The 21574-nt window shown below is 66.6% G+C and carries 16 protein-coding genes; 2 read left to right on the top strand and 14 right to left on the bottom strand.

Annotated elements, in window-relative coordinates; genetic code table 11:
• Positions 1-213 precede the first annotated feature (213 nt).
• On the top strand, positions 214-1710 hold the full coding sequence (locus JHD59_RS15925) for an MASE1 domain-containing protein (RefSeq protein WP_199154943.1): 1497 nt from the start codon (positions 214-216) through the stop codon (positions 1708-1710).
• Between the two features lie 33 nt (positions 1711-1743).
• Here the strand turns inward: JHD59_RS15925 and JHD59_RS15920 are convergent, their stop codons facing one another.
• The 7 genes from JHD59_RS15920 to hemC all read right to left on the bottom strand — a co-directional run bounded on the left by JHD59_RS15920 (position 1744) and on the right by hemC (position 9029).
• On the bottom strand, positions 1744-2172 hold the full coding sequence (locus JHD59_RS15920; protein WP_103317258.1) for a MarR family winged helix-turn-helix transcriptional regulator: 429 nt from the start codon (positions 2170-2172) through the stop codon (positions 1744-1746).
• Positions 2165-3754, bottom strand: coding sequence for an MDR family MFS transporter (locus tag JHD59_RS15915; RefSeq protein WP_233164256.1), 1590 nt, complete (start codon positions 3752-3754; stop codon positions 2165-2167). The genes JHD59_RS15920 and JHD59_RS15915 overlap by 8 nt, the downstream gene beginning before the upstream one ends.
• Positions 3755-3843: 89 nt before the next feature.
• The gene (gene gcvA / locus JHD59_RS15910; RefSeq protein WP_043627332.1) at positions 3844-4764 is read right to left on the bottom strand and encodes a transcriptional regulator GcvA; all 921 of its coding nucleotides are present in this window, start codon (positions 4762-4764) and stop codon (positions 3844-3846) included.
• A gap of 350 nt (positions 4765-5114) precedes the next feature.
• Positions 5115-6323 (bottom strand): heme biosynthesis protein HemY, encoded by a 1209-nt coding sequence (locus JHD59_RS15905; RefSeq protein ID WP_103317260.1) that lies wholly within the window; start codon positions 6321-6323, stop codon positions 5115-5117.
• A gap of 3 nt (positions 6324-6326) precedes the next feature.
• Positions 6327-7364, bottom strand: a complete 1038-nt coding sequence (locus JHD59_RS15900) for a uroporphyrinogen-III C-methyltransferase (RefSeq protein WP_199154942.1) — start codon at positions 7362-7364, stop codon at positions 6327-6329.
• On the bottom strand, positions 7361-8092 hold the full coding sequence (locus JHD59_RS15895) for a uroporphyrinogen-III synthase (RefSeq protein WP_199154941.1): 732 nt from the start codon (positions 8090-8092) through the stop codon (positions 7361-7363). The genes JHD59_RS15900 and JHD59_RS15895 overlap by 4 nt, the downstream gene beginning before the upstream one ends.
• A 7-nt stretch (positions 8093-8099) precedes the next feature.
• Positions 8100-9029, bottom strand: coding sequence for a hydroxymethylbilane synthase (hemC, locus tag JHD59_RS15890; protein ID WP_199154940.1), 930 nt, complete (start codon positions 9027-9029; stop codon positions 8100-8102).
• Positions 9030-9267: 238 nt separating this feature from the next.
• Here hemC and ppc point away from each other — a divergent pair, with 238 nt between their 5' ends.
• Positions 9268-11964 (top strand): phosphoenolpyruvate carboxylase, encoded by a 2697-nt coding sequence (gene ppc / locus JHD59_RS15885; protein ID WP_199154939.1) that lies wholly within the window; start codon positions 9268-9270, stop codon positions 11962-11964.
• Positions 11965-12045: 81 nt separating this feature from the next.
• On the opposite strand, the gene JHD59_RS15880 is transcribed toward ppc, so the two are convergent.
• The 7 genes from JHD59_RS15880 to JHD59_RS15850 all read right to left on the bottom strand — a co-directional run bounded on the left by JHD59_RS15880 (position 12046) and on the right by JHD59_RS15850 (position 21571).
• Positions 12046-13290, bottom strand: a complete 1245-nt coding sequence (locus JHD59_RS15880; protein ID WP_199154938.1) for a M28 family metallopeptidase — start codon at positions 13288-13290, stop codon at positions 12046-12048.
• Positions 13291-13384: 94 nt separating this feature from the next.
• Complete coding sequence (locus tag JHD59_RS15875; protein ID WP_199154937.1) at positions 13385-14863, bottom strand: M4 family metallopeptidase; 1479 nt, start codon at positions 14861-14863, stop codon at positions 13385-13387.
• A 638-nt stretch (positions 14864-15501) separates the two neighbouring features.
• Complete coding sequence (gene pdxH, locus JHD59_RS15870) at positions 15502-16143, bottom strand: pyridoxamine 5'-phosphate oxidase (protein ID WP_103317273.1); 642 nt, start codon at positions 16141-16143, stop codon at positions 15502-15504.
• Between the two features lie 234 nt (positions 16144-16377).
• Positions 16378-19104, bottom strand: a complete 2727-nt coding sequence (locus tag JHD59_RS15865; protein ID WP_199154936.1) for a DEAD/DEAH box helicase — start codon at positions 19102-19104, stop codon at positions 16378-16380.
• Positions 19105-19164: 60 nt separating this feature from the next.
• Positions 19165-20442 carry a glutamate-1-semialdehyde 2,1-aminomutase gene (gene hemL, locus JHD59_RS15860; RefSeq protein WP_199154935.1) on the bottom strand — a complete coding sequence of 426 codons (1278 nt, stop codon included), beginning with the start codon at positions 20440-20442 and terminating at the stop codon, positions 19165-19167.
• A gap of 190 nt (positions 20443-20632) precedes the next feature.
• Positions 20633-21094 (bottom strand): CYTH domain-containing protein, encoded by a 462-nt coding sequence (locus tag JHD59_RS15855; protein ID WP_199154934.1) that lies wholly within the window; start codon positions 21092-21094, stop codon positions 20633-20635.
• Between the two features lie 18 nt (positions 21095-21112).
• Complete coding sequence (locus JHD59_RS15850; RefSeq protein WP_199154933.1) at positions 21113-21571, bottom strand: hypothetical protein; 459 nt, start codon at positions 21569-21571, stop codon at positions 21113-21115.
• Between the last annotated feature and the right edge of the window lie 3 nt (positions 21572-21574).

Raw genomic sequence — 21574 nt, 5'->3', positions numbered from 1 at the left:
TCGCTTGACCGCATGCTGCGAGGCGCGGATTCGCCAACTACGATGACATTAGACGCGGCATTTCTGGCTGTCGCGGCGGCGACACGCCTATGGGCAGAGATTGAACAATATCAATCAGCCGCCATCAGCGGGACCGTCTTGCGGTCGGTTCGTAAAGGGAGATTCATGCGCGGCATTGCTTCAAGCTCCCCGGCGTTGCCGGATTGGCTGGCCATGGCTTTGGTCGCAGCGGGATATTGGCTGGCATCCTGGTTGGGAGACCAGCTGTTGCTGCTGGAGCAGGGCATGGACAGCGTGGTCTGGCCGCAGCCAGGCTTGGCGTTGGCTGCGATGATCCTGCTGGGCTGGCGGGTGTGGCCAGGCGTTCTGCTCGGCGCGCTGGCCAGCGAGGCTTGGCGCTGGCGGACGACGCTGGACGGCATGAATTGGCTGCCGCCGGCGCTGGGCGTGGCCGTGGGGGTATTGGCGCAGACCTTGCTGGGCGCCTGGCTGATGCGGCGCTATTTCGGCCGGCGCAATCCCCTGGATAGCTTCAGCCAATGCATCGCCTTCAATGTGATCATCGTGGTGATGACGCTGCTGGGCAGCCTGATCGGCACCGCCTCCCTTTATTTTTCCCATCTGCTGCCGCAGAAGGCGCTGGTGTCGCGGCTGTGCCTGTGGTGGCTGTGCAACGGCTGCGGCACCCTGCTGTTCGGCAGCCTGTTCCTGAACTTCTATCACCAGGGTTGGCCGCGGCAAAGCCGCGATGTGTGGTACGAAATGCTGGCCTATTTCGGCATGGTGACCTTGTTGACCGCCAGCCTCTTCGTCTGGTGGCACCCGACGGTGGACACCACCTATCCGCTGGACATGCTGGTGCTGCCCTTGGTGGCCTGGGCGGCATTTCGCTTCACCACCCGCGAAGTGCTGATGGCGTTGCTGCTGATCATGTGGCTGGCGCTATGGGGCACCCGCCATGGCGGCGGACCGTACCTGGGCTATTCCGCCTACAGCACGCTGGTGATTCTGCAAACCTATATCGGCATCTTGACGCTGGTGTCGCTGGGGGTGAGCGCATTGATGTCGGAGCAGCGCAAGATCAAGGCCGAACTGAGCCAGCAGCAGGAGCGGCTGGAGCAGCAGGTGCGCATCCGCACGCTGGCGCTGGAGCAATCGCATGCCGAAGTGCTGGCCTTGTCGCGGGTGGACCCGGTCACCGGCATCGCCAACCGCCGCTGCTTCGAGGAAAGCCTGGACGGCGAATGGCGGCGGGCGCGGCGGCTGGGCGCGTCCCTGGGCATGCTGATGATTGATATCGATTTCTTCAAGCTGTACAACGACCATTACGGCCATGTCAGTGGCGACTACTGCCTGCGCGAGGTGGCGCAGGCGATACGCAGCAGCGTGCGGCGGCCGCAGGACCTGGTGGCGCGTTATGGCGGCGAGGAGATCATCTGCCTGCTGCCGGACACCGCGGAGGATGGCGTGATCTACGTCGGCGAGGCGGTGCTGGAGGCGGTGCGCGAACTGCAACTGCCGCACGCCGAATCGACGGTGGCGCCGTATGTCACCATCAGCATAGGCGGGGCCTGCGTGCTGCCGCGCGATGTGGCGGACAGCCGGCAGTTGATCGAGGCGGCCGACCGCGAGCTGTACCGCGCCAAGCAGCAGGGCCGCAATCGCATCATCGTGGCCGGGGAGGATCAGCGGGCCGCCGATGATGCCTAGGCGTGGCTGGCGTTTGCTGCGAGGATCGCGTCCCTAGCGCCCGCTCATGCGGCGGAAGCGTTCCTCCAGCTGCCGCAGCACCTGCAAGGCGATATCCAGCTGCGCGGGATCGATGTCCGCCAGCGCCTGGCGGAAGAACTCCTGGCGGTGCGGCGCCGCCGCCGTCAGCAAGGCCAGGCCGCCTTGGTCCAGCGAGACCAGGGTCTGACGATTGTCGGCCGGGTCGGTGTCGCGCCGCACCAGGCCTTCCGCCTCCAGCAGTTTCAATTGCCGGGTCAGCGCGCCTGGGTCCATCTGCAAGTGGCCGGCCAGCTGCTTTTGGCTGACGGTGCGCAGCTCCTCCAGCGCCTTCAGGATGCGCCAGCGCGGCAGCGCCTCGCCCACCAGGCTTTCGAAGGCGCCGTACATCGCGCGGCTGCTGCGGCTCAATTGCTGCAGCAGATTCGGTTGGCTGTCAGTCATGTGCAGGGGCCTGAGGCGGCATGGCGTGGCTCAGCTCGACCGGCGGCACCTTGCGCGCCAGCCACAGGCCCAGCAACAGAATCACCGCCACCAGCCACTGGCTGAAATGGATGGCGTCCACCAGCAGCAGTCTCGTGGCGGCCAACAGCGCGTCCGGCTGCGCCGCGGCGGCCGCCTGGCGGAACTGCGCCAGGATGTCCGGGTTGAGCAGGGTTTGCGGATCGGCCAGCCAGTGCAGCCATTGCGGTTGCTGGCGGGTCGTCAGCATCGCGCCGACCCGTTGTTGGAACTGATGGCTGACCACCACGCCCATCAAGGCGGTGCCCAGCATGCCGCCTATCATCCGCGTCGATTGCAGCATGGCGGTGGAGACCCCCAGCTGCTGCCGCGGCGCCAGCTGTTGCACGAAAATGGTCAGGTTGGGCATCAGCAGGCCCAGGCCCAGACCGCCCATCATCATGTTGGCGATGATCAAGCCATGCGCGGTGGCGGGGCCGACCCGGCTCAGCAGCGCGGCGGTCAACGCGAACATCACCAGGCCCAGCGTCAGCAGCCGGGTCGGATGGCGCAAGCGCTGCACGATGCGGCCGTTCAGCATGCTGCCTATGGTGATGAACACCACCAGCGGCGTCACCAGCAGGCCGGCCTGATTCGGCGACAGGCCAAAGCCGGCCTGGAACATCAGCGGCGCGTAGTACATCACGGCGAACATGCCGAAGCCCATCAGCAGCGACAGGCCGAATAGCGGGGCCAGCCCGTGGTGCGACAGCATGCTGGGCGGCAGCAGCGGGTTGGGGCTGCGCTTTTCCCACCAGATCAGGGTCAGCAGCGCGGTCAGGCTGAGCACGGCCAGTCCGCCCAGCAGCAGCGGCGGCTTGTGCTGCGGCAGCCACTCCACCGCCAGCTGCAGCGAGCCGAGGAACAGCGCGATCAGCGCCGCGCCTTGCCAATCCAGCCGCGACGGCGGCCGCGCCGAGTGGCGGATCACCGGCAGGAAGCGCCAGACGAACCACAGGCTGACCACCCCGACCGGCAGGTTGACGAAGAATACCCAGCGCCAGCCGAAGTATTCGGTCAGGAAACCGCCCAGCGAGGGGCCGATGGCGTTGGCCAGGCCGAAGGCGGCGGACAGCATCACCTGCCAGCGCAGCCGCTCGGCGGTATGCGGAAACAGGTCCGGCACGCAGGCGAAAGTGGTGGCCACCAGCATGCCGCCGCCCACGCCCTGCAGCGCGCGCGCCAGCACCAGTTGCGGCATGTTCTGCGCCAGGCCGCACAGCATGGAGGCGCCGGTGAACAGCACGATGGCGGTCAGCACAAACGGCTTGCGGCCGTGGTCGTCGCCGAGCTTGCCGAAAATCGGCACGGTGATGACGGAGGTCAGCAGGTAGGATGTGCCGACCCAGGCGTACAGCGAAAAGCCGCGCAGATCGGCCACCACCGTCGGCATGGCGGTGCCGACCACGGTCTGGTCCAGCGCCACCATGACCAGCACGCAGCACAGGCCCAGCATGGCCAGCAGGCGTTGGCGGAAATCCAGCGCAGAGGGGAGCGTGTGGGAAAAATCGGGAGAATTCATCATTGATACGGCAATAGTTGCTATATCAACTATTTTGGCGACAGCCGGCGGGGCTGTCCAAACTCAGGTGGTTAACAGATATTGCGGCGGCTTCAGTAGCCCTGGCGCGTCAGCCAGCTGGCCTCCTCGCTGAGGGCGACGGTGCCGACCAGCCAGTCGCGGAAGGCGCGCACCTTGGGCAGCTCGGCCAGTTCGTGCGGATAGACCAGATAGTAGGCCCACTCGGTTTCCAGCACGGTATCGAACGGAATCACCAGCCTGCCGCTGTCCAGATCCTGCGTCACCATCGAAGCCTGGGCCAGCGTCACGCCCATGCCGGCCACGGCGGCGTGCAGCGCGTATTCCAGCGCGTCGAAAGTGACTCCGCTCTCCGGATTGACGCCGTTCACGCCGGCCAGCTTCAGCCAGCGTTTCCAGGTGTTCTGGTCGCGCCACGGATGCAGCAGGGTGTGGTGTTTCAGATCGTCCGGCGTGTGCAGCGGGTGCTTGCCGGCCAAGAGGCCAGGCGCGCATACCGGGATCAGCTTCTCGCGGCAGATGCATTCCAGCCGGAGATCCGGCGCGGCTTCCGGGCTGGACAGGCCGACCACGGCCAGATCGTATTCGGCGCGGTTGAACGGCTTGTTGTGGATCAGCTGCGTCAGCAGGTGCAGGGTGTACTCCGGATGCCGGGCCTGGAAATCGGCCAGATTGGGCAGCACCCAGCGCATGGCCGGCGTCGGCGGCATGCGTACCCTAAGGTCGCTCTGGCGCAGGCGTAGCGCTTCGCTGGCTTCGTTGAGCAGTTGGAAAGCTTCGCGAGCCGGCTTCAACAGCGCCTCGCCTTCGGCGGTCAGGGCCAGCCCGCGGGCCTGGCGGGTGAACAGCGTGGCGCCGTAGTACTCTTCCAGCGTCTGGACATGGCGGCTGATCGCGCCCTGGGTCAGGCTCAGCGCGGCGGCCGCGCGGGTGAACGATAGATGTTCGGCGGCGACGACGAATACGCGCAGGGCATTCAGCGGAGGCAGCTTCATGCTGTTACATGCCTTTTCTTCATAGTTTTCATGAGATTAACTGCTTTGTGCGAAACGGCGGCACCGCGTATTCTGCGCAGTTGTCGCCGCAGGTCGCGGCGACTGGCACGGCAACCTGAATGCATAGCTGGACGAGCAGCCATGCATATTGCTTGATTCTGGCACAGCTTTGCCTGCCAGGCATCATCATTGTCGGACAATGATGCGCCCTGCACTCTCGTATGATTGGTCTGCCAGTCCACGTTGGCATGCACGGGCTCCTTGCGGAGCCCGATTTTTTTTGTCCGCCGCGCCAATAAAAACGCCGCCGGCCGGTAACGGCGGGCGGCGGGGGGAGTGGCGATGGGCGATCAGCAGCCCTGGCTCAGCGCCAGCTCCAGGCTCTTCTGGTAATGCAGCTGCGATTGCTCTTCCTTGCCGGTGGCCTCGAACAGCTTGGCCAGTTCGGCGTGCGCGCATAGCGTCGGCTGGATGGAGACGCTGGCTTCCAGATAGTTCTGCGCCTTGCCCCACAACTGCTGCGCCTGCGCCAGACGGCCCAGCGCCAGCAACAGCCAGTGGTCGCGCGGACGCTGTTTCAGCCAGTTGTCGGCGTCCTTCAGCAGCGCCAGCCGCTTCTCCACGCTCAGATGGACGGCCAATTGGCCCAGTTCGCGCGCCAGTTCCGGCAGCTCCATGTCGTCGCTGGCCAGCGCCTCGGACAGCAGCGTCGCCGCGTAGTCGTACTGTTGCAGGCGGATCAGATGGGCGACGATCTGCTGTTGCAGCTGCGGATTGCCGCGCTCGGCCTCCGGGATGCGGCGCAGCCAGTCGCGGACTTCGCGCTCGGACAACAGGCCGGCCAGCTGCTGCTGGTAGGCTGCCAGCCGATAGCGGCGCGCCTGTTCCGGCTCCAGCGCGTCAGCCTTCAGCAGCTTCTCGGTCAGCGTGAGGATGGCCTCCGGTTGTTTTTGCAGCAGGCGCACCTTCAGCTCCAGCTTCAGCGCGTTGGTCAGATTCGGCGACAGCGCGCGCGCGCGTTCGATGGCGGTCAGCGCGCCCAAGGCGTCTTTTTCTTCCAGCCGCAGCTCGGCGTCCAGCATGTGGCGCGCCAGCTGCAGACGCTCCGGCAATTGGTCGAGCTGGTTGAGATAGCCGTCGCGCTTGTCGGCTGCGCCGGCGTAGCCGGCGGCGCGGGCGGCGATCAACAGCGCCAGCGCGCGGTTTTCCGGGGCGTATTCGTCATCCAGCGACTTGGCGGCTTCCCGCTCGGCCTTCTGGAAGCGGCCTTCGAAGAAGGCGATGCCGGCTTCGCGCAGCGCGTGGCGGGCGGCTTTCAGCTTCTTCTGGCGCTGGAAGCGCTGCACCTGGCGTGGCAGGTCGGTGGCCAGCGCCAGCAGCCGCAGCACCAGATGGGTGGCGACGATCAGCCCCACTACCAGCACGATCATCAGGTTGAACGACACTTCCATCCGGTACGGCGGCAGAAACAGGATGGCGTAGCCGGTATTCAGGGTGGAGGCCAGCCCCACCAGCACGGCCAACGCAAACAGGCCGGTAATCCATAGAGCGAATCTCACCGCTTACTCCCCGCTGTTGCCTTGGGCATCGCGCACCGCCTTCAGGCTGGCGCTCATGTCCGGCAAGCTGATGTCCAAGGGCGCGCCTTCCAGTTCGGACAGCGTGGCCAGCCACTGGGTGGCTGCCGCGGCGTCGCGGTCGAAGTAGCGCTGCACGTAGCTGCGCGCGGCGGCGATGTCGGCGGCGTAGGTCTTGCCGTCGCGCTGCAGCAGCGCCAGCCGCGCGTCCAGCAGCCGCATCTTCAGGTTTTCGCGCAGGAAGAAGGCCTGCTCCGGCGACAGCAGCAGCGCTTCCGGCTTGTCCATGCGGCGGATGTGCACCAGCTCGCCCAGGCTGCCGCTGATTTCGGCGCTCAGACGTTCCCACCACGGGGCGCCTGCCGGCAGCTGCGCGGGCTTGCCCGGTTGCGCGCCGCCTAGGCGATGGGCGTCCACGGCCAGCGGCAGCGAATCGACGCTCAGCATCAGCCGGTCCAGCTTGACGGTGAGGCCGACGGTGTCGAGGTAGGGCAGCGCTTTCAGCTTTTCCAGGTCCGAGGCCACGGCCTTCTTCACGCCGATCAGCTGCGGGCGGTCGAACTTGGACAGCCGCGCGTCGACCATTTCCAGCGCCGAGACCGCCGAGCTGACATTGCCGGCGAGCTGCAGCTGCTGGCTGGCGATGGCCAGCGTGTGCTCGATTTCGGACAGCAGCCAGTCGGTGCGGTTCTTGGTCAGCTCCTGGTACATGCCGTTCAGCGTGGCGTACTGGCCGGCCGCCTCGTTGACGCGGGCCTCTACCATCGCCAGCTTGCCATCGGTGGCGCGGGCCGCCAGCAGCGCCTGTTCGGCGATGGCGCGCTGCTCTTTGCCGGCGCCGCTGCCTTCGGCCAGCCGGCGCGCCAGCTCCTGGCGCATCGAGTCCAGCTGCTGCTGAGTGGAGTAGAACTGCCAGCCGGAGACGCCCAGCGCGACGATCGCCACCAGGATGGCGAGATTGGGGCGCTTGCGGGCTGCGGGCGGCTGGGCCGGGATGGCTTCGTGGATCTGGGATTCGCTCATGGGTGACGACGGAACCATTCTTTTAGGCCGGCGACCATTGCGGCGTCGTCGGCCCGGGTTGTCACGACGCGTGCCGCGCCGAAGGCGGCCAGGCGCTCGGCAATGCGCGGATGCGGCACGCAGTACAGCAGGCATTGTAGCGCCCCGGTCCGGCTCGGACCAGCCAGTCGGAACAATTGCTCTACCATTTCGCTGGAAGTGATGATGACGGCATCGGGCGGCGCGGCGTCGAAAGCCGCCCAGTCCGGCGCGCCGTCGACGCGGCGGTAGATTTCGGCGAAGGCCGTCGTGGCGCCCCGCTGCGCCAGCGCGTCGGCCAGCAGCGCGCGGCCGCCCTGCCCGCGCACGATCAGCCAGTTCTGGCCTGCGACATCGGCCAGCTCCGGCATGGCCAGCAGCGCTTCGCTGTCGCTGCCAGCGGTTGGATGCAGCACAGGCTGGCCGGACAGCGCGGCCAGCCGCTTGGCGCTGCTCGCGCCGACGCAGGCCAGCCGCTTGGCGGCGAGGTCCATGCCGGCCAGCGCAGGCCAGCCGATATCGATGGTGCTGGGGCTGACCCAAAACAGCGCATCGGCGCGCGCCGCCTGCGCCGGCAGCGTTGCCAGCGCCTGCGGCAGCGCTTCGATTGCCATCAGCGGCAAGTGTTCGGCCTGCCAGCCTTCGGCGCGCAGCGCGGTCAGCAGGCCGGCGCATTGCGCCAAGGGGCGGGCGGCCAGGATGCGCTTCATTGAAGCCTCAGCGCGACTCCGCCAACACCGCGTCGATCAGCGGACGGGCGCCGGCGTCGATCAGCTTCTTCGCCACCGCGCGGCCCAGCGCCTCGGCATAGTCGGCCGGCGCGCTGGCGCTGGCGGTCAGCACTACCGAGCCATCCGGATGCGCCACCAGGCCGCCCAGGGTCAGCGTGCCGTCGGCCAGCGTGGCGAAGGCGCCCAGCGGCACTTGGCAGCTGCCGCCCAGCTCCTTGGCCAGCGCGCGTTCGGCGGCGGTACAGGCGCGGCTTTCGGCGTGGTTCAGCGGCGCGAGCAGCGCCAGCAGATCGGCGCGGCCCTCGCGGATTTCTATGCCCAGCGCGCCCTGGCCGGCGGCCGGCAGGCTTTCCGATGGGGCGAGTTCGCTCTGGATGCGTTCGGCCAGACCCAGGCGCTTGAGGCCGGCGGCGGCCAGGATGATGGCGTCGAACTCGCCCTCGTCCAGTTTCTTCAGGCGAGTCTGCACGTTGCCGCGCAGCGGTTTCACCGTCAGTTGCGGGAAGCGGGCGCGCAATTGAGCCTCGCGGCGCAGGCTGGAGGTGCCCACCACGCTGCCGGCCGGCAGCTCGGACAGGTTGTGGAAGCGGTTGGAGACGAAGGCGTCGCGCGGATCTTCGCGCTCGCACACCGCGGCCAGCGCGAAGCCGGCCGGCAGCGTCATCGGCACATCCTTCAGCGAATGCACCGCCAGATCGGCGCGGCCATCCAGCAGCGCCTGCTCCAGTTCCTTGACGAACAGGCCCTTGCCGCCGATCTTGGACAGCGTCTTGTCCAGAATCTGGTCGCCTTGGGTGGTCATGCCGAGAATGTCCACTGTCAGATGCGGGTACAGCGCTTGCAGCCGGGCCTGGATGTGCTCGGCCTGCCACATGGCCAGCCGGCTTTCGCGGCTGGCGATGACGATCTTGTCCATGAAACCGGGTTCCATTGCTTGCGATGATGATGGGCCGAATTCTACCACGCGGCCGTCATGGGCTTGTTCCCGCTGTTGTTGCGACGCAGCAGGATCAAGGCCATCTTGCGCAAATTGGCGTAGTCTGACCACTACGGCGCGGAAGCTGCTTATGATGAATGTTTTATTTTGACTGGCGAGGCATGGCCATGGCCGCCGTGGCCATACCTGACGAGTCAAACACAGGGACGACAATAATATGCACGATCAAGACAAGGATTTGCCGTTGCGGGCCGACCTGGCCTGCCTGGACCGGCTGCTGGCGGAGGTGGTGAACGAACAGGAGGGCGCGCTGGTGTCCGGCGCGGTGCAGGCCATCGCGCTGCGCCGCGGCGACGAGCGCAGCCACCCGCTGCCGCAGCTGGCGCCGCAGGCGGCGGCCTCGCTATTGCGCGCCTGCGGCCTGTATGCCCAGCTGTTCAATATCGCCGAAGACCTGCACCACAATCGCCGCCGCCGCGCCCACCAGCTGGCTGGCTCGGCGCCGCAGCAGGGCAGCCTGGGCCGCGCCTTGGCCAAGCTGCGCCAGGATGGCGTCAGCTTCCATTCGCTGCATCAACTGCTGAGCCACGCGCAGGTCGGCGCCATCCTGACCGCGCATCCGACTGAGGTGCAGCGGCAGAGCGTGCTGGACGGCCATCGCGCGGTGCGCCGTTTCCTGTCGAAACTGAACGCGCCGGACCTGACGCCGGATGAGCGCGAGGAGCTGGAAGCCAAACTGAAGCGAGCGATCCTGGCGCTGTGGCAGACCTCCGAAATCCGCCATTTCAAGATGACGGTGCGCGACGAGATCACCAACGGCGTCGCCTACCACCCGCTGGCTTTCTTTGAAGCCCTGCCGGCCTTGTACCAGCGCCTGGAGCGCGAGATCGGCCAGCTGTGGGAGGAGCCTGCTCGCCTGCCGTCCTTTGTTCGCGTCGGCAGCTGGATAGGCGGCGACCGCGACGGCAACCCGAATGTCGATGCCAGCCTGTTGCGCCACGCGGTGACGCGGCAGTCGCAGCAGGCGTTCGAGCATTACTTGCAGGAGCTGAAAAGCCTGTACCGCGAGCTGTCTTTGTCGTCGCGGCTGGTGGAGGCCAGCGCCGAGGTGATGGCGCTGGCGGCGGATTCGCCGGACAGCGCGGTCAGCCGCGCCGAGGAGCCGTACCGCCGCGCGCTGGCGACGATACAGGGCCGGCTGCTCGGCACCGCCCGGCAGCGCGGCGTGGAGCTGGCCTGCCGTTGGGATGAGCGCGCGCCGTACCGCGACCATCACGATCTGGCGCGCGATCTGGCCGCGCTGTCGGCCTCGCTGCGCGCCCATGGCAGCGCGCTTCTGGCCGAGGGGCGGCTATCGCGGCTGATCCGCAGCGTGGACGTGTTCGGCTTCTTCCTGATGCCGCTGGATCTGCGCCAGCACGCGGCGGTCCACGAGGCGGCGGTGGCCGAGCTGTTCAGCGGCGCTGGCCTGGAGGAATACTGCGCGCTGGACGAGGCGGCGCGGGTGCGGGTGCTGAGCCGCGAGCTGGCCACGCCGCGCCTGCTGTTCTCGCCGTATCTGCGTTACGGCGAGCAGGCCGAGAAGGAGCTGGCGATCTTCCGCGAAGCGGCGGCGATCCAGCGCGAGTTTGGCGTGGAGGCCATCGGCCAGTGCATCATTTCCAATTGCGCAAGCGTCAGCGACATCCTGGCCTTGGCCTTGCTGTGCAAGGAGGCCGGGCTGATCCGTCTGGACGGCGGCGTGCCGCGCGCCAGTGTCAACCTGGTGCCGCTATTCGAGACCATCGCCGACCTGGAAAACAGCCAGACCGTGATGCGCGCGCTGTTCGCGCTGCCGTGGTACAAGCAATTGCTGGATAGCCGCGAGCGGGTGCAGGAAGTGATGCTGGGCTATTCCGACAGCAATAAGGACGGCGGTTACCTGACCAGCCAGTGGCAGCTGTGGCTGGCGGAAACCCGGCTGGTGCAGGTGTTCTCCGAGGCCGGCGTGCGGCTGCAGCTGTTCCACGGCCGCGGCGGCTCGGTGGGGCGCGGCGGCGGCCCGTCCTATGAGGCCATCGTCGCCCAGCCGGCCGGCAGCGTGGCCGGCCGCATCCGCATCACCGAGCAGGGCGAGGTGATCACTGCCAAGTATTCCGATCCGGCCATCGCCGGCCGCAATCTGGAAGCGCTGGTGGCGGCGACGCTGGAAGCCAGCCTGGGCCACCTACCAGGAGGAGAGGTCGACGCGGCCTTGTTCGACGAGCTGTCGAGCAGCGCTTTCTCCGCCTACCGGGCGCTGGTGGAGTCGCCGGGCTTCATGCAGTATTTCCTGGAAGCGACGCCGGTGACGGCGATCGCGCGGTTGAATATCGGCAGCCGTCCGGCCTCGCGCAAGGGCCTGGCGTCCATTGCCGACCTGCGCGCCATCCCCTGGGTGTTTTCGTGGTCGCAGTCGCGGCTGATGCTGCCGGGCTGGTTCGGCGTCGGTTCGGCGGTGGCGGCCTATGTGCAGAAGCACGGCGACGCGGGGCTGGCCAAGCTGCAGCATCTGTATCGCCACTCGCCGTTCTTCCAGGTGGTGCTATCCAATATGGAGCAGGTGCTGGCCAAGGCCGACCTGGGCATCGCCCGCCGCTTCTCCGAGCTGGTGGCCGACCGCGAATTGGCGGCGCGGCTGTTCGGCCTGATTGAGGCGGAGTGGCAAAAAACGCATGACGCCTTCTTCGCCATCACCGGCCAATCGCAGCTGTTGGAAAGCAACCCTACGCTGCGCCGCAGCCTGGAGACGCGTCTGCCCTTCCTCGATGCGCTGGGCCTGCTGCAGGCCGACCTGCTCGCGCGGCTGCGCGCCGAGCCGGACGACGAAGACACGCTGTACGCCATCCACCTGACCATCAACGGCACTTCCGCCGGCCTGCGCAATACGGGTTGAGCGTAAATAGGAACGCGGCCCGGCATGACCGGGCCGCGTGGGAAGCCGCCGCAGCGGGCAGGCCGCGGCGGCCGGGCAGACTCAGCGTTGGGCGGCCGGGCCGTCGCTGCCTAGCTCCACGGCGTAAGCCAGGGCCAGTTGCGAGAACTTCAGCGCATGGCGCGCCTGGCTGTCGGAATTGGCCAGGGTGTCGTTGCGGGTGTGGATGTAGGGGTTGGAGTTGTCGAAGCTGGACTCGAACGGGAATGAGGCGGCATAGCCCTGCGCGGTCCATGAGGCGTGGTCGGAGCAAGCGTAGCCGCATTGGCTGTAGCCGACTGTCAGATCGGGCAGATAGGCCTTGGCCAGATTGGCCAGGAAACTGTTCTGCGCCGCGTTGGTGTAGTCGGTGAACAGGAAGATGTCCTGTTCGTCGCCCTGGTAATTAGTCATGTCCAGCTGCAGCGCGCCCACCACCTTGATTTGCTGCTGCTTGAAGCGCTTGGCGATATCAGCCGAGCCGCGTAACCCCACTTCCTCCGCCGCGTAAGCCATGAACTTGATGGTGCGGCGCGGCTGGTAATTGCCGGCCAGCAGCACGCGCGCCACTTCGGTCAGGCTGGCCACGCCGGAGGCGTCGTCGTCAGCGCCCGGCGCGCGGCTGCTCTCGCCGGTGCCGTTGCCCACGGTGGAGTCCAGATGGCCGCCCAGCACCACCGTTTCCGCCGCATTGTCCGTGCCCTTGATGGTCAGGATCACCGATTTTTGCGGCCAGCCGGCATGGCTGATTTGCTCCACCGTGACATCGCCGCGGTTGCCGGCCAGCTGTTTCCACTGGTTGGCGATCCAGTTGGACGCATTGACGCCGTGGCTGGTGGTGTAGAAGCGGTTCTGATAGCTGGACAAGGACTGGATGGTGGCCAGCACATTGCTGTCCTGCAACTGCGGCAGCAGCTTGTTCACCGTGGCCTGGTTGTCGATGGCGTAGCTGGGCGTTTTCAGCGCGGCCAGCGGCGCGGCCGGGCCGTTCAGCGCGGCGCGGGCTTCTTTCAGGCTGCCGTGCACGATGTAGCCGCCGCAATGGCGCAGCTTGTCATGGATGGCATCGGACAGCTTGGGCAGCAGCGCCTCGTCCACCTGGACCAGATGCACGGTTTCGCCGGCCGTTCCCTTGGCGAGGCGGCCGTCTGCCGCCAGCGTGCGGCTTTCTTGGCTTTGGGCCCGACCATCCAGCTGGCGCAGCAGCTGATAACCCTGATCGCCTACTGAAATCCAGACCGGTTGGGCCTGAGCGGCGCCGGCCAGGCCCAATAGGACCAGCAGCGCGGTTTGACGCAGTTTCAACATGTGTGGGACTCCCGAGCGGAGGCCGGCGCCGTAGGGCGCCGGCATGGCTGTCGGATGCGGCCCCGCGCAGCGGGACCGCGACCGGGACGGCGTCTTAGGCTTGGCAAGCCACGCCGACGGCGCTGAAGGCCTTGGTGACGTCCGCGCTGTTGTAGCCGCGCGCGTCCGCCGCCTTGACCACGCCGCAAGCGGCGCTGTTGTAGGTGGCGTTGGCCGTCCAGTACAGGCGGTTGGCGTCGGTGAACACCTCAAAGGCCTTGCGGGTGTTCCAGCCGGCGCTGGTGGCGATCAGGTAGAACGCCTTGTTGTACACGCCGCTGGAATAGTGCACGTCCAGGCCGTCGTAGTAGTCCTTGGCGTTGCCGATGGAGGCGCCGTCCTTGGTCGGATCGGCGAAGTAGCGCAGCGCGCCGGACTTCTTGAAGATTTCCGCGCCGACCAGGAAGTCGTTCTTGCCCTTCATGTAGTACTCGGCCGCCTCGCCGGCCATGTCGGAGAAGGCCTCATTGATGCCGCCGGATTGGCCGTCATAGACCAGGCCGGAGTTCTGCTCGGTAAAGCCGTGGCTGACTTCGTGCGCGGAAACGTCCAGCGAAACCAGCGGGTAGAAGGTGCTGGCGCCGTCGCCGAAGTGCATGGCCTGGCCGTCCCAGAAGGCGTTCTCATAATTGCGGCCGTAGTGCACCTTCATGTACAGCTTCTGGTTGATCGGGCGCAGATTGAACCAGTCCTTGTACAGATTGAACACCACATTGCCGAAGTAATGGGCGTCGTTCAGCGGCGAGTAGGCGCCGTTGATGGCCTTGTAGGTGTTGGTCGGGCAAGCAAACTTGTACGGCGTGGTGCTGCTGCCGGTGCCGCCGTTCAAGTTGACGGTGATCACGTTGCCGCTGTCCATCTTGCAATCGCTGGTGACGATCAGCGGGCCATAGTCCTTGCCGTAGGTGTATTTGCCGGTTTTGGCGTTGCCGCCGGGGCCGTTCGCTTCGGCGTGGCTCAGGCCTTCCCACTGTTTCAGCACCTGGCCGCTGTTGGCGTCGATGATGAAGCTGGGGCGGCTGGGCTCCTTGCCGTTATCGACGACGAAGGACACCAGATAGACCAGCTGGGCGACATTGCGCTCGTTCAGGCGCACCACCAGCTCGGCTTTCTCGTTGTAGGTGGGGTTGCCATTGGCCTTCAGCGCCTTGGCCTGGGCCAAGATCTGGCCGCTGCTCAACGTCGGCTTGGCGGAGGCCAGATCGGTCTGGATGCCGGCGATGTAGTGGCCGGTCAGCTTGCCGGGGACGGCCTTCAGCGCGGCGGCCGACTTTTCCTCGACCACGGCTTCGCCCCATACCGGCACGCCTTGATAATACTGTTGGTAGCGGGTCACCACCTTGCCGGTGGAAAACTGGGTGCTGCGCAGCGGTTTCAGATCGGCCTGGCCGACCCCTGCGAAGGCGGGCGCGCTATTGGCTTGCTGTTTGCCCAATTTTTCCAGGTCGATACGCTCAGCAGCCATCGCCGCCGAGCCGAAGACAGCCAGGGCGGACAGGACCAAACCACGCAGCATCAGTTGCTGTTTTCTCATCACGGAACTCCAAATGTAGACAAGGCGAGACGGGGTGCGTCTCGCAACATGCCTCCGGCGGATGGCCGGAGGCCACGAGCCGCTGGATGTGGCCGGACGGGTTGTCGTTCTCCGCGAGGAGAAAAGGAAACGATGCGGCTTGGGCAATGTAGGTGTCGCCGGCTGTCTTTGCTGCCGTGCGCATGGCCCCGCTTGATCGTTCGCCACCCGGTTGTGCTGGTCCGGGCCGCATCTTGGCGGCAGCCTTTGGGGGCGGGCAATCGGCCATCGCCCTGCCAGGCGGATGGCGCGATCGGGATAAAGCCTAGTATCCTGACCCGTTCAATCCCAAATGCATAAGTTAGGTATTGGATTTTTCGATTGAAGATTCAGCTGATCTTTAGAGCAGTTGCATCGGTGTTGATGGAGCTTGCTTGAGCGGGATCGTTTGCCTGGCTTGGCTGGATGTGCTTGGACGATGTCGGGAAGCAAAATAGAAATTAAGCAATTACCGTGAATTTGCTTCGAGGGATGTATGTGATTGGTAAAAATATGACAGTGGAGGATGGTCTGATGGCGGATTCTGGCAAGCAGGATCAGGGCTGGCGGGGAGCCGATGATGAGGCTGCCGGACCGGTCAGACCGGTCCGGCAACCCGTTCAGGGGGCCAAGCGGGACAGCCTCCAGGCGCCGTCTTGCTGCAGCGTGTACAGCACGCGGTCATGCAGCCGGCTGGGGCGGCCCTGCCAGAATTCCACGCGGTCCGGCACCACGGCGTATCCGCCCCAATGCGGGGGGCGCGGCACGTTGATTGGATGGCGGGCGCCGTACATGGCGGCGCGCGTCACCAGCACCGCCTTGGAGGAAATCTCGCTGCTCTGCTCGCTGGCCCAGGCGCCCAGACGGCTGGTGTAAGGCCGGCTGGCGAAATAGGCGTCGGATACTTCCGGCGCCACGCGCGCGGCCTTGCCCTCGATGCGCACCTGCCGTTCCAGTTCCGGCCAGAAGAAAGTCAGCGCCACATAAGGATGGGCGTCCAGCGCCTGGCCTTTGCGGCTTTGGTAATTGGTATAGAACAACAGCTGGCCGTCCTCCACGCCCTTGAGCAGCACGATGCGCGCATTGGGGCGGCCATCGAGCCCGACGGCCGCCAGGTTCATCGCCGTGGGTTCGTGCACTTGGGCCGAGATGGCTTCGTTGAGCCAGATTTCAAACTGGGCAACCGGATCGGCCAGGCAGTCTTCGGGCGACAATTCCTTCTTCGAATATTCCAGACGGATGTCGGCAAGGTTCAGCGTCATGAATTCCTCCTTAGCTGGCTATCTTAGTGCATCGCGCCACCGGCTGGAATGGACGCGGTGGCGATCCGCATGATGCCCTTCCTCGAATACCGGGGTTTCTGCCAGCCTTTCGTCGCGAAAGGCGCTGCGGATCAGCGCGGTGCCAGTGTTCAACTGCGGCGGCTACGTCCAGCGTGGAGGCCTGTTGTTGTGGGCATCGCTGCCATGACCCAGGCGCGTTGACGGGCGGTTGGGTCAAACAGAATCGCCACGCAGCAGCGCGAGCAGCGCCTTGCCGTCCAGCCTGGCACTGGCGTCGCCGCCGGCCAGCAGGCTGTCGGCCAGCGCGCGCTTTTCCTGGTGCAGTTGGACGATCTTTTCTTCTATGGTGCCGGCCGCCACCAGCCGGTACACCGTCACCGGCCGCTGCTGGCCCATGCGGTAGGCGCGGTCCGAGGCCTGGTCTTCTACGGCCGGGTTCCACCACGGGTCGAGATGAATCACATAGTCGGCGGCGGTCAGGTTGAGGCCGGTGCCGCCGGCTTTCAGGCTGATCAGAAACAGATCGCCGTCCCCGGCCTGGAAGGCGTCCATGCTGGCCTTGCGCTGCTTGGTCGGCGTCGATCCATCCAGGTAATGGAAGCGGATGCCTTGCTGTTTCAGGTACGCGGCCACCAGCGCCAGGTGATCGACGAACTGGCTGAACACCAAGGCCTTGTGGCTATTGTCCAGCAGCTCCTCGCAGATTTCGGCGAAGGCCGCCAGTTTGCTGGCCGGCAGCGCGCTGTCTGGCTGTACCAGCTTGGGATGGCAGCAGAAGCGGCGCAGCCGGGTCAGCTCGGCCAGCGCCTGCATGGTCTGCCCGCCGGCGGCCGGGTCGGCTTCGGCCACGCGGGCCAAAGCCTCCTGCCGCATTGCCTCGTAGACATGGCGCTCCTGCTCGGACAACTCGATCAGGCGCGTGGTCTCGGTCTTGGGCGGCAGCTCGGTCAGCACCTCGCGCTTGGTGCGGCGCAATAGGTACGGCTGGATCAGCGCCTTCAGCTGCGCGCGGGCGGTATCGTCGCCGTCGGCGATCGGCTGGGCGTAGCGTTGTTCGAACTGGGCCAGATTGCCGAGCAGCCCAGGCGCGATGAAGCGGAACAGGCTCCACAGCTCGCCCAGGTGGTTCTCCACCGGCGTGCCGCTGGCGGCCAGGCGGAAATCGGCGCGCAGGCTTTGCGCCACCTGGGCGCGCTGGCTCTGCGGGTTCTTGATCGCCTGCGCCTCGTCCAGCACCACCGACGCCCAATGCACCTCGCCGAACGCGTCCGCCTCGCGCTGCAGCAGGCCGTAGCTGACGATCACCAGATCGCCGGGGCCGATATCGTCCAGCCGCCGTTGTTGATGGTAGGCGCGCAGACGCAGGCTGGGCGCGAAGCGCGCGGCTTCGGCTAGCCAGTTCAGCGCCACCGAAGTCGGCGCTACCGCCAGCTGCGGGCCGAGATGGGCGCGAGTCAGCATCAGCGACAGCGTCTGCACCGTTTTGCCCAGGCCCATGTCGTCGGCCAGGCAGGCGCCGACGCCCCAGTGCGCCAGCCGCGCCATCCAGGCGAAGCCTTGCAGCTGATAAGGCCGCAAGGTGGCGTGGAGAGTGGACGGCACTTGCGGTTCGAATATTGTCGCTTCGCGCCAGCGCGCCGCCTGCTGTTGCCAGCCATCGTCGCCGTCGAACTGGCCGGCGTCTTCGCCCAGCGCCTGCAGGCGCGGGCCGGCCAAGGGGCTGATCGCCAGCCCGTCCGGCCCTGCGTGGTCCACCATGCGGGCCAGTTCGTCCAGCCTATCTCGCAGGCTGCCGGACAGCGCCAGCCAGTCGCCATCGGACAGTTGCAGGTATTTGCCTTTTTGATTGGCCAGCGCCGCCAGCAGGTGGCGCAACGCCAGGACGCGGCCGTCGTCCAGCGCCAGTTCGCCCTCGGCCTGCAGCCAGCCGCCGCGCCGCTTCACTTTCAATTTCAGTTGCGGCATGCCGTCGGCGGCGGCCAGGCGGATTTTATCGCCCTGCGGCCACAGGCAGGCGACGCGGTCTTCGCCGGCCGCCTGCAATTGCGACAACAAGGACAATGCCGAATGTTGGTCGGCGAACAGCCAGCCGTCGCCATCGCGCTGGCCGCGTCCGATCGCCGGACAGGCCTCGCGCAGCGCGCGCAGGCGGCGCGCTTCTTCGGGCAGGTCGCGGACGAACTGGCGGTACGCCCCATCGACGTCGAGCACCAGGCCCGCCGCGCCGCGGCCCGGCGCGCTCCAGGCGGCGGCCGGATGCGGCTTGACCTTCAGTTGCAGCCGCAGGCCCTCTGGCTGGCGGGTCAGCAAGGCGTATAGCGTCGGATCGGCCGCCTCGCTTGGCAAGGCCGGATCGAAAGCCGGGCTGGCGTCCACCAGCGGCAGTCCGGGCGCGACGTCGCGTATTGCCTCCAGCACCCGCTGCCGCGCCTGCCACGGCACGGTCAGGCCGTGGCCGACCAGATCCGCCAGCGCCTTCAGTTCGTCGGTCAGTGGGTAGACCAGCAGCCGCTCCGGCTGCGGCCGTTGCCACAGCACGCCGCCGCAGCTGGCCAGTCCGTCCGGCAGCAGCTTCAACCGTAGCTCCGCGCCCACCCGCTCCATCTGCAAGGCCGGCTGGCCCGCCTCGACATGAATGCGCCGCGCCGGTGCGGCGGCGTCGAACAGCAAGGGATGGCCGATCAAGGCCGGCAGCAGCGGCGTGGCGTCGATCAGCGCGGCGTCGCCATCGTATTGCCGCAGCAGCGCCAGCAATTGTCGCAGCAGCGGCACATCATGCTCGGCCACCGATGCGTGCTCGTCGCGCAGCAAGGATGGGAGCGAGCAGGCGCGGCCGCGGCTCCAGCCGTCCGGGCCGGCGTTTTGCAGCAGCGGCTGCAGCTGGACGCCGGAGTCGGCCAGGCGCAGCCGCCAGATCAGGCGAGACGAAGAGGCGTTCATGGTTGGGATGGGCAGCAAAAACGGCAGCCGGGGCTGCCGTTCCGTCGCTTGCCGTATTGCTTAGACGCGGGCAAAGGCGCGGCCGGCGGCGGCGATGGTCTGCTCAATCATTGCATCGGTGTGGGCGATGGAGACGAAGCCAGCTTCGTAGGCGGACGGCGCGAAATAGATGCCCTCGTCCAGCATGGCGTGGAAGAAGCGCTTGAAGCGCTCGATGTCGCAACGGGTGGCTTCGGCATAGGACTTGGGCGCTTTGTCGCTGAAGTAAAAGCCGAACATGCCGCCCACGCTGTCGGTGGACAGCGTGACGCCGGCGTTCTTGGCCTCATCGGCCAGGCCTTGCGCCAGGCGCGCGGTGCGGCGGGACAGCGTCTCGTAGAAGCCGGGTTGCTGGATCAATTTCAGCGTGGCCATGCCGGCGGCGACGGACAGCGGGTTGCCGGACAGGGTGCCGGCCTGGTAGACGGTGCCCAGCGGGGCGATCTTGCCCATGATGTCGGCGCGGCCGCCGAAGGCCGCCAGCGGCATGCCGCCGCCGACCACCTTGCCCAGCGTGGTCAGGTCCGGGGTGATGCCGTGCAGGCCTTGCGCGCAGGTCTTGGCCACGCGGAAGCCGGTCATCACCTCGTCGTAGATCAGCACCGCGCCGTGCCGCTCGGTCAGGCTGCGCAGCGTTTTGACGAACTCCGCCGACGGTTGGATCAAGTTCATATTGCCGGCGATCGGCTCCAGGATGACGCAGGCGATCTTGTCGCCGATCTCGGCGAAAGTGCGCGCCAGCTGTTCCACGTCGTTGTACTGCAGCACCAGCGTGTGTTGGGTGAAGTCCGCCGGCACGCCGCCGGACGACGGGTTGCCAAAGGTCAGCAAGCCGGAGCCTGCCTTGACCAGCAGGCTGTCGGAATGGCCGTGGTAGCAGCCTTCGAACTTGACGATCAGGTCGCGGCCGGTGAAGCCGCGCGCCAAGCGGATGGCGGTCATGGTCGCCTCGGTGCCGGACGACACCAGCCGCACTTGCTCCACCGACGGCAACAGCTTGCAGATTTCCTCGGCGATCACCACTTCGCCTTCGGTCGGCGCGCCGAAGGACAGGCCGCCGACGGCCGCGTCCTGCACCGCCTTCACCACCTCGGGGTGGGCATGGCCGACGATGGCCGGGCCCCAGGAACCGACGTAATCCAGATACTGTTTGCCGTCGGCATCCCAGAAGTAGGCGCCCTCGGCGCGGGCGACGAAGCGCGGCGTGCCGCCGACTTGGCCAAAGGCGCGCACCGGCGAGTTGACGCCGCCGGGGATCACTTTCTTGCCACGTTCGAACAGTTCCAGATTGCGGGACATGAGTTTTTCCTTGTCAGGCGGCGACAGCCGCTAAGTGAGAGGGCACGGCGGCGCGATGCGGGCCGTCGGAACCCGGCCATTTTACCCGAGGCGGCGCGGGATGGGGCGGCTTGTGGATAAAAGCGGGAAATGGGGATCGGTGTGGATAAGTCGTCCTCCGCCCGTCTCCCGCGGGGAAGACGGGCAGGACTTACCAACGGCTGAACGGGTGCTTGGACAGATAGGCGTTGGTGAAGCGGCCATCGTGCGTCACCTCCTCGCCCAGCCAGGCCGGCTTGTCGAACGCGGTGTCCTCGCTCGGCAGTTCGATCTCGGCCAGCACCAGGCCGGCGTTGTCGCCGAAGAACTCGTCCACTTCCCACACAAAGCCGCTGTGCTCGATGCGGTGGCGCAGCTTGTCCACCACCATCGGGCACATCGCGCCCATGATGGTCTGCGCGTCGGTCAGCGGGATGGCGTACTCGAATTCATGGCGGGTGACGTCGCTGATATTGCCTTTCAGCGTCAGCCAGGCCTGCTGGCCCACCACGCGCACGCGCACGGTGCGTTCCTTTTCCACCGACAGATAACCCTGGCGGTACTGCACGCCAGGGGCCAGGCCGCGCCAGCTGTCGCCGTTGACGCGGAAGCGGCGTTCGATTTCCAGTGCCATGGCACCTTCCTTTTCAATTTACGGTTGGGGAGCCGGCGGCGGGCAGGCCGCCAGCGGCTCCAGGTAGAAGGTCAGGCTGCTGCGCTGCGGCTCCACGCCGGCCTCCCGGCCATATGGATGCGCTTGCATCCACAGGCTGCCCAGCAGCATGCGGCCATCTTCCAGCGCCAGGTGGCTGTCCAGTTTCTGCAGGCCGGCATCATCGCGCCATTCCAGCGCCACGTTCAGAATCGGGCGGGTCAGGCCGCGATCGGCCTGCAGGCTGCCGGATACCGACAGGGTCGCCTCTTCCTCGTGCATGGCCCCGGCGAAGCGGCCGTTGGGCGTCAGGCACAAGGTCAATGGCTTCAGCGCTTCGCTGTCGCGTTCCACGATCAGTTTCAGCGCCGGCGGATGCGGCGGGGCGGCGGGCAGCTTAGGCGCTGCGAGGGCGGCGGCGGAGGCCAGCAGCAGGCCGGCGGCGAACAGGATTTTCATGGC

The sequence above is a fragment of the Chromobacterium sp. ASV23 genome, from assembly GCF_016428945.1.
GTDB classification, from domain to species: Bacteria; Pseudomonadota; Gammaproteobacteria; order Burkholderiales; family Chromobacteriaceae; genus Chromobacterium; species Chromobacterium sinusclupearum.
The sequence above is the reverse complement of the archived record's forward strand: the minus strand, read 5'-3'. Positions and strand labels throughout refer to the sequence as shown.